Below are 7,503 nucleotides of genomic sequence, written 5' to 3'. Positions count from 1 at the left end.
GGGGCCGCCCCGCCCCGCCGCCGGGCGCAGCCCGCCCCGCCCCCCGCCGCCCTGGGCGTGGCGGCCGCGTCGGCCCGCGGCACCGGCCGCCCCGACGCCGTGTGGCGTCGGGCCGGCCTTGTCGAGTGGGGCGTCCGCCGTGCCGGTCAGTCCGTGCCGGACTCCATCGCGGCGCGGTCCAGCAGCTGGTCCTCCTCGGAGACCTCGCCGCGGGAGGCGATGGCCTCGGCGCCGCCCTCCGGCAGCTCCGGCATGGTGCCGATCAGCCCGGTCGCGGCCGCCTGGGAGGCGCCGATGGTGGGGCTGCCGGTGCCGATCAGGCCGAGGCCGACGTACTGCTCCAGCTTGGCGCGGGAGTCGGCGATGTCGAGGTTGCGCATCGTGAGCTGGCCGATCCGGTCCACCGGGCCGAACGCGGAGTCCTCGGTGCGCTCCATGGACAGCTTGTCCGGGTGGTAGCTGAACGCCGGGCCCGTGGTGTCGAGGATCGAGTAGTCCTCGCCGCGCCGCAGCCGCAGCGTGACCTCGCCGGTGACCGCCGAGCCGACCCAGCGCTGCAGCGACTCGCGGATCATCAGCGCCTGCGGGTCCAGCCAGCGGCCCTCGTACATGAGGCGGCCGAGGCGACGGCCCTCGTTGTGGTACTGCGCGAGGGTGTCCTCGTTGTGGATCGCGTTGACCAGGCGCTCGTACGCGGCGTGCAGCAGGGCCATGCCGGGCGCCTCGTAGATGCCGCGGCTCTTGGCCTCGATGATGCGGTTCTCGATCTGGTCGGACATGCCCAGGCCGTGGCGGCCGCCGATGGCGTTGGCCTCCATCACCAGGTCGACGGCGGAGGCGAACTCCTTGCCGTTGATCGTCACCGGGCGGCCCTGGTCGAAGCCGATCGTCACGTCCTCGGTGGCGATCTCGACCGACGGGTCCCAGAACTTCACGCCCATGATCGGGTCGACGGTCTCGATCCCGGTGTCCAGGTGCTCGAGGGTCTTGGCCTCGTGGGTGGCGCCCCAGATGTTGGCGTCGGTGGAGTAGGCCTTCTCCGTCGAGTCCCGGTAGGGCAGCTTGTGGGCGACCAGCCACTCGGACATCTCCTTGCGGCCGCCGAGTTCGGTCACGAACGCCGCGTCCAGCCAGGGCTTGTAGATGCGCAGGTGGGGGTTGGCGAGCAGGCCGTAGCGGTAGAACCGCTCGATGTCGTTGCCCTTGTACGTCGAGCCGTCGCCCCAGATCTGGACGTTGTCCTCGAGCATCGCCCGCACCAGCAGCGTGCCCGTGACGGCGCGGCCGAGCGGCGTGGTGTTGAAGTAGGCCCGCCCGCCCGAGCGGATGTGGAACGCACCGCAGGTCAGCGCGGCCAGGCCCTCCTCGACCAACGCCGCGCGGCAGTCGACCAGGCGCGCGATCTCGGCACCGTAGGTCTTCGCGCGGCCGGGCACCGAGGTGATGTCGGGCTCGTCGTACTGGCCGATGTCGGCGGTGTAGGTGCAGGGAACGGCACCCTTGTCGCGCATCCACGCGACCGCGACGGAGGTGTCGAGGCCACCGGAGAAGGCAATGCCGATGCGCTCGCCGGCGGGGAGGGAGGTGAGGACCTTGGACATAGGAAGAGTATGCATCATCTCGCATGGTCATGCAAAGGGCGGAGGTGCGGCCCTTACTCTGGTGCCCGTGCGGATCTGTGAGCGGTACGTCCGGTGGGGTGGGCTGTGCGCCCAGTGGTATGTCACATGACACATCCACTGATGGCCGAGGACGGCGAGGACCCGGGCGCCGCGGCCGCGCGCATCACCGGCCACGCGGTGCGCGGCGAGCGCAGGCTGTCCGGGTCGCTCGCCGAAGTCGGCCTGGACGGCGGGCAGTTGGTGATGGTCAAGCGCGGGGACGAGCCCGGCGCGGTGCACGCCGAGGCGGCGGGGCTGTGCTGGCTGGCCGACGCCGGCACGGTCCGCGTCCCCCATGTGCACGGCTACGACCGGCGCTGGCTGGTGACCGACCTCGTGCCGCAGGGGCGGCCGACGGCACAGGCGGCCGTGCGGTTCGGCCGGGGCCTGGCCGCCCTGCACGCCGCGGGCGCGCCCGCGTTCGGCGCCCCGCCGCCCGGCGGTCTCGTGAACGCCTACATCGGGCTCGCCCCGATGCGCAACGTCACCGGCACCGACTGGTCCCGCTGGTACGCCGAGCACCGCGTGCTGCCGTATCTGCGTGCGGCAGTCGACCGCGGCACCCTCCGCCCGGCCGAGACGGCCGTCGTCGAGCGGGTCTGCGAGCGGCTGCCCGAGTTGGCGGGGCCCGCCGAGCCGCCCGCCCGGCTGCACGGCGACCTGTGGAACGGCAACGTCCTGTGGGGCGCCGACGGACACGCCTGGCTGATCGACCCGGCCGCGCACGGCGGGCACCGGGAGACCGACCTGGCGATGCTGCAGCTCTTCGGCTGCCCGCACCTGGAGCAGGTGCTCGACGGCTACCAGCAGGCGGCACCCCTCGCCGAAGGATGGGCGGACCGCGTCGGGCTGCACCAGCTCTTCCCGCTGCTGGTGCACGCCGTGCTGTTCGGGCGCGGCTACGCCGAGCAGGCTCTCGCGGCGGCGCGCGGGGCCCTGGCGTGACATGCGCCGGGCCCCCTGCGCAGTGAACAGGGGGCCCGGCATCAAGCGAGCGGACTAGATTCAGGAGTGAGTGAGAAGGAAGTCCGTTCATGGCCTCGCCTGCGGCAACCCTAACAGTCAGTCGGGGATCAAGTCGCGCAGATTTTCGGGGGTGATGACCCGGGAGTCCGGGTGCAGCCCCTCGGGCCGCTCCAGGCCGATGTAGGTGACGGGACCCTCCGGGATCGTCTCACCGTCCCACAGGGTCACCGAGGTCCCGCCCTCGGCCAGCAGATCGGTGACGTACCGGACACCGATGTGGTCGCGCTCGACGATGCCGCGCAGCAGCGTCGCGACCGTGACCCGGTTGCCCTCGATCCGGTTGGCCGCCGGCGTTCCCTTCAGGTACAGGTGCAGCCACTTGGCGGTCCAACTGCCGTCCCGCCCGCGCCTGAACGCCAGCGGCAGCGCGACCCGGCCCGGACCCCGCAGCTCCGACTTCATGCGCACCGTGCGCGGCTCGAACGGCCGGCCCTGCTGCTCGCCCTCGCGCAGCATGAAGCCGAAGAAGGACTCCTCGACCTCCTCGAAGCCCTCGCCCGCGAAGATGTTGACCTGCGGCACGATGAAGGTGCTGTGCACGGCGCCCAGCCGCAGGTTGATGAACTCCGAGGCACCGTCCGGCGCTTCGGTGATGTCGCCCGAGTGCTCGCCCTCGAACTGCGTGAGGGACGTGTACGACAGCCAGGACACGGTGCGATACCGGGCGTCCAGCATCACCGCCGACAGGTCGAAGTCCGTCCTGTGCTCGGCCTGCTTCCAGTACACGAAGAACCGCAGCAGCTCGCCGTCGACCGGCGAGACGGAGCCCCGGGGCAGCACACCGAGCCCCGCCGCAGTCGCCCTGCCGCTGAGCGGAAGCGCGACGTCCAGGATGCTCGGGTCGACCAACAGCCGCTCCGGGGAGGGCAGTCGGCGCCGTATCTCCGCGTCCAGGGCGGCGATCAGACGCTTGCGCTCCGCCGGCAGCACGGGCGGCCGTACGTCCTCGGTGACCCAGGCGCGGCCGAGCCGGTTGACGAAGACACGGCGCTCGCCGGTCTCCTCGGCCCGGTTGTGCAGGTGTTCGCGCACCGACAGCACGACCCGGCCCGCCACGTCGGACACCACCTGCTCGGCGGCCACCACGACGGCCTCGCGCTCGTCCTGCGTCAGCGCCATGCGCAGCAGCCGGTCCAGGGAACGGAACAGCTTGCCCGGCGCGGACTTGAGCAGTTCGGCCGCACCGGCGACGTCGTGCCGGCCCAGCAGCTCCTCGACGCGGCTGTCGAAGGACCGGACCTGCTGCTCGCCGCGGGCGACGGCGAACACCTCGGCGGCATGCGGCCACTGGGGGTACTCGTGCGGGTGGAGGCGCTCTCCGAGCCGCTTCCACGGCTCACGGTACGCGCTGACGTCGGCCAGCTTGGCGGGCGTCGCCGCGACGAGGGAATCCAGGCCGGCGAGCAGCGCGCGGCGGACCGGACGCGGCACCGTGCGGAAACGGGTGGGCTCCTGGAGCGTCACATCACCGCCCGCCACCGCGCAGGCGAGCCGCAGCACGTCGGTGACGGTGTCGAGGAGGAGGCCCGAACCAGCCGACAGGCGGGCCTCGTTGACGACCGCCCGGTTCTCCCGGACCGGGATCGCCTCGGGCTGCGGGCCGTCCACACAGTGCCCGGCGAGCGTCCTGAGGTCGCCCAGGTGCTCCTCGCCCAGCGGTGTGCTGCTGCCGGCCAGCGCCAGATACAGGGCGGTGACCTCGTCGTCCGCCGTCCCGCCCAGGTGCAGGACGGTCAGCCGGTCGCCCGCCGCCGCGATCAACTCGTCGTGGGCGGCCAGCATTTCGGCGTACGCGTGCCGGTAGTTGCCGTAGGAGGGGAGCGTGAGCAGGTTCAGCACACCGCTCCGAAGCTGGGAGATCGTCGAGGCGCGCGCGGAGTCGTCGGCCAGGGCCTCGGCGATGCACTGCGTCCAGAAGTCGAACGTGTCGGGCACGTTGGCCGGGAAGTCGATGAAGTAGACGTTGTGCCGGACGTGGTCGCCGGCCATTTCACGGACCGTGCGCAGCGTGCGGACGGCGGTGTCGACGACCGTCCCCTCGGACAGCCCCGACAGGTGCTCCAGCAGCTGTGCCGAGAGCTTGAAGCCCACGGACATCAGCACGGCGTCGAACTGCCGCGCCGCGACGTCCCCTTGACCGGCCGGACCGGTCGGCAGGGGGAGACGGTGGGTGTGCCGGATGACCAGCGGTTCCAGAGGGTGGGACATTCCGGAAGGATCGCAGAGATGTTCGGGCGGCCGCATTCGAGTTTTCGGCAGGCCGCCCCCCGGCGCACCGATGCCCGGAAGCGCGCCGGACCGCGACCCGGCGTGATGCCCGGCACCACGCCGGACCGCGGCCCGCCAGGCTTCACACCCGGAGCCAGTTATGGCGTTTCCGTGTGGAAGCGGCACCGGGATCTTCCGCGGCACGGGCCTGACGTGCACAGTCGGGGTCCGCCATCAAGGCGGGAGCCGCGCCCTTGGGAGGACAGCCGATGGGAGCCCACGAACACCCGCAGCCGCCGGGAGCCGCCCCCGCCGCGGACGGCATCGGGCGCCGCCGCTTCCTGGGATACGTCCTGGCCGCCTCGACGCTGACCGTCGCCGCCGAACTCGGCGAGGCCGCCCTCGCCCCCACCAGGGCGGCCGCGGCGGTCCCCTCCGCGCCGGGGCCCGCCGAGATCTACGACCTCAACGACATGCTCACCCACGCCACCCTGCCCACGGCCAACCTGATCACCATCCGCCTCGACAGCGACGGCACCGCCTCCTTCGCCCTGCCGCGCGCCGAGGTCGGCCAGGGCATCACCACCTCCACCGCCATGATCGTCGCCGAGGAGCTCGACCTCCCACTGGACCAGGTCCGCGTCACGCTCGCCGAGGCGCGCCCCGAGCTGCTGTTCAACCAGCTCACCGGAGGTTCCAACACCACCGTCTCCACCTTCACCCCGGTCCGGGTGGCGGCTGCCGTCGCCCGCGGCCGACTCCTCCAGGCCGCCGCACTCGAACTGGGCGAGGCCCTCGACACCCTGACCGCGAAGGCCGGGATCATCACCTCCTCGGTCAGCGGCAAGAGCCTCACCTACGGCGAACTCGCCGAGAGGGCAGCCGGTGTGACGACCAGTCAGGTGTCGGTCACCCTCAAGGACGCCTCCGAGTTCAAGGTCATCGGGACCGCGCAGCGCCGCGTCGACGCGCTGGCGGCGGTGACCGGCCGCAAGACGTTCGCGATGGACCTGCACGTGCCGGGCGCGCTGCCGGCCATGGTGTGCCGGCCGCCGACGATCAACGGCACGGTCCGCTCCGTCGACAACCTCGCCGAGGCGCGGGCCATGCCCGGCATCACCGACGTCGTACGGATCTCCACCGGCGTCGCCGTCCGCGGCCGCACCTTCGGGCAGTGCATCGACGCGGTGCGCGCACTGCAGGTGACCTGGGGGCCGGGCACCGCGGAGGGCGCCTCCGACGACACCGTCCACGCCGAACTCCGCAAGGCCGAACTCCCGCTGCCCGCGCTCGACTTGCTGACCAAGTCGGTCGACGCCCGCTTCACCTTCCACTTCGCCAGCAACAGCGCCCTGGAGACCAACTGCGCCGTCGCCGACGTACGCGAGGACTCGGCGGAGATCTGGGCGAGCCTGAAGTCCCCGATCACCGCCCAGGAGCAGATCGCGCTCACGCTCGGCCTGCCCACGGCCGCGGTCAAGGTCCATGTCACCGAGGGCGGCGGCTCCTTCGGGCGCAAGCTCTTCCACGACGGGGCCGCCGAGGCCGCCGAGATCTCCAAGGCCATGGGCAAGCCGGTCAGGCTGATGTGGCACCGCACCGACGACTTCCGCCAGGGCCGCACCCACCCGATGTCCATCTCCCGGGTGCGGGCCACCTACGCGCTCGGCCAGGTCCTCACCTACGACCAGCGCCACACCTCCGTGGCCACCGACTTCGGCCACGGCGTCGGCGAGATCATCACCGCCGAGGCCGCCCGACTGCCGGTCGGCGACCTCACCTTCTCCGAGACGATCTTCGCGCTCACCCAGCAGACGCCGTACAACTTCGGTGTCGTCACCCAGCTGTTGAGCGAGGTGGACAAGGGTTTCAACACCGGCTCCATGCGCAACATCTACTCGCCCAACGTGCGCTGCGCGCAGGAGCTGGTGGTGGACGAGCTGGCCAAGCGCATGGGCAAGGACCCCTACAAGTTCCGCCGGACCTTCCTCAAGGACGACCGCGCCCGGGCCGTCCTCGACAAGGTCGCCGAGGTGGGAGAGTGGGGGAGGAGCATGCCCGCCGGGACGGCGCAGGGCATCGCGCTGCACCCCGAGTACCACTCCTGCGTCGCCGTCCTCGCCGAGATCGACTGCCGACCCGGGACCACCGGCCGCACGGTCCCCGACGCCTACACCGGCCCGCGCGTCACCAAGGTCGTCTGCGCCGTCGACGCCGGGCTGGCCGTCAACCCGCGCGGCCTTCAGGCCCAGATGATGGGCGGCATCATGGACGGCATCGCGATCACCCTCAGCTCCGGGCTGCACCTCGCGGACGGGCACTTCCTGGAAGGCAGTTGGGACAACTACTTCTACACCCGGCAGTGGAACACCCCGCCCGAGCTGGAGATCGTCGTGATGCCGCCGACCACCGGAAAGCCCGGCGGCGCCGGCGAGCTGGCCGTCGCGGGCGCGATGGCGGCCGTGGCCTGCGCGTACGGCCGCGCGACCGGCGCCATGCCGACGACCTTCCCGATCAACCACGGCGAACCGCTCGGCTTCGAGCCGCTGCCCACCACTCCGCCGATCCCCGCCTCGCCCACCGACGGCCTCGACCGCGCCTTCTAGGA

At 72.0% G+C, this 7,503-nt stretch carries 4 protein-coding genes; 2 read left to right on the top strand and 2 right to left on the bottom strand.

What is annotated here, in order from left to right; all coding sequences use genetic code 11:
* Nucleotides 1-146 precede the first annotated feature (146 nt).
* The gene (gene argG / locus ABZ880_RS49105) at nt 147-1,601 is read right to left on the bottom strand and encodes an argininosuccinate synthase (protein WP_361277584.1); all 1,455 of its coding nucleotides are present in this window, start codon (nt 1,599-1,601) and stop codon (nt 147-149) included.
* Nucleotides 1,602-1,727: 126 nt separating this feature from the next.
* On the opposite strand from argG, the gene ABZ880_RS49100 reads away from it, so the two are divergent.
* Complete coding sequence (locus ABZ880_RS49100) at nt 1,728-2,606, top strand: fructosamine kinase family protein (protein ID WP_361277583.1); 879 nt, start codon at nt 1,728-1,730, stop codon at nt 2,604-2,606.
* 117 nt (nt 2,607-2,723) lie between these two features.
* Here ABZ880_RS49100 and ABZ880_RS49095 read toward each other — a convergent pair whose 3' ends face one another.
* Nucleotides 2,724-4,895, bottom strand: coding sequence for a hypothetical protein (locus ABZ880_RS49095; RefSeq protein WP_361277582.1), 2,172 nt, complete (start codon nt 4,893-4,895; stop codon nt 2,724-2,726).
* A 269-nt stretch (nt 4,896-5,164) separates the two neighbouring features.
* On the opposite strand from ABZ880_RS49095, the gene ABZ880_RS49090 reads away from it, so the two are divergent.
* The gene (locus ABZ880_RS49090) at nt 5,165-7,501 is read left to right on the top strand and encodes a molybdopterin cofactor-binding domain-containing protein (RefSeq protein ID WP_361277581.1); all 2,337 of its coding nucleotides are present in this window, start codon (nt 5,165-5,167) and stop codon (nt 7,499-7,501) included.
* The last annotated feature ends 2 nt before the right edge of the window (nt 7,502-7,503 follow it).

The sequence above is a fragment of the Streptomyces sp. NPDC047043 genome (assembly GCF_040644055.1).
In the GTDB taxonomy this organism is placed as follows: Bacteria; Actinomycetota; Actinomycetes; order Streptomycetales; family Streptomycetaceae; genus Streptomyces.
The sequence above is the reverse complement of the archived record's forward strand: the minus strand, read 5'-3'. Positions and strand labels throughout refer to the sequence as shown.

Excerpts from the sequence above, each read along its gene's own strand:
- argG (WP_361277584.1), bottom strand. The coding sequence starts at position 1,601 with ATGTCCAAGGTCCTCACCTCCCTCCCCGCCGGCGAGCGCATCGGCATT.
- ABZ880_RS49100 (WP_361277583.1), top strand. The coding sequence starts at position 1,728 with ATGACACATCCACTGATGGCCGAGGACGGCGAGGACCCGGGCGCCGCG.
- ABZ880_RS49095 (WP_361277582.1), bottom strand. The coding sequence starts at position 4,895 with ATGTCCCACCCTCTGGAACCGCTGGTCATCCGGCACACCCACCGTCTC.
- ABZ880_RS49090 (WP_361277581.1), top strand. The coding sequence starts at position 5,165 with ATGGGAGCCCACGAACACCCGCAGCCGCCGGGAGCCGCCCCCGCCGCG.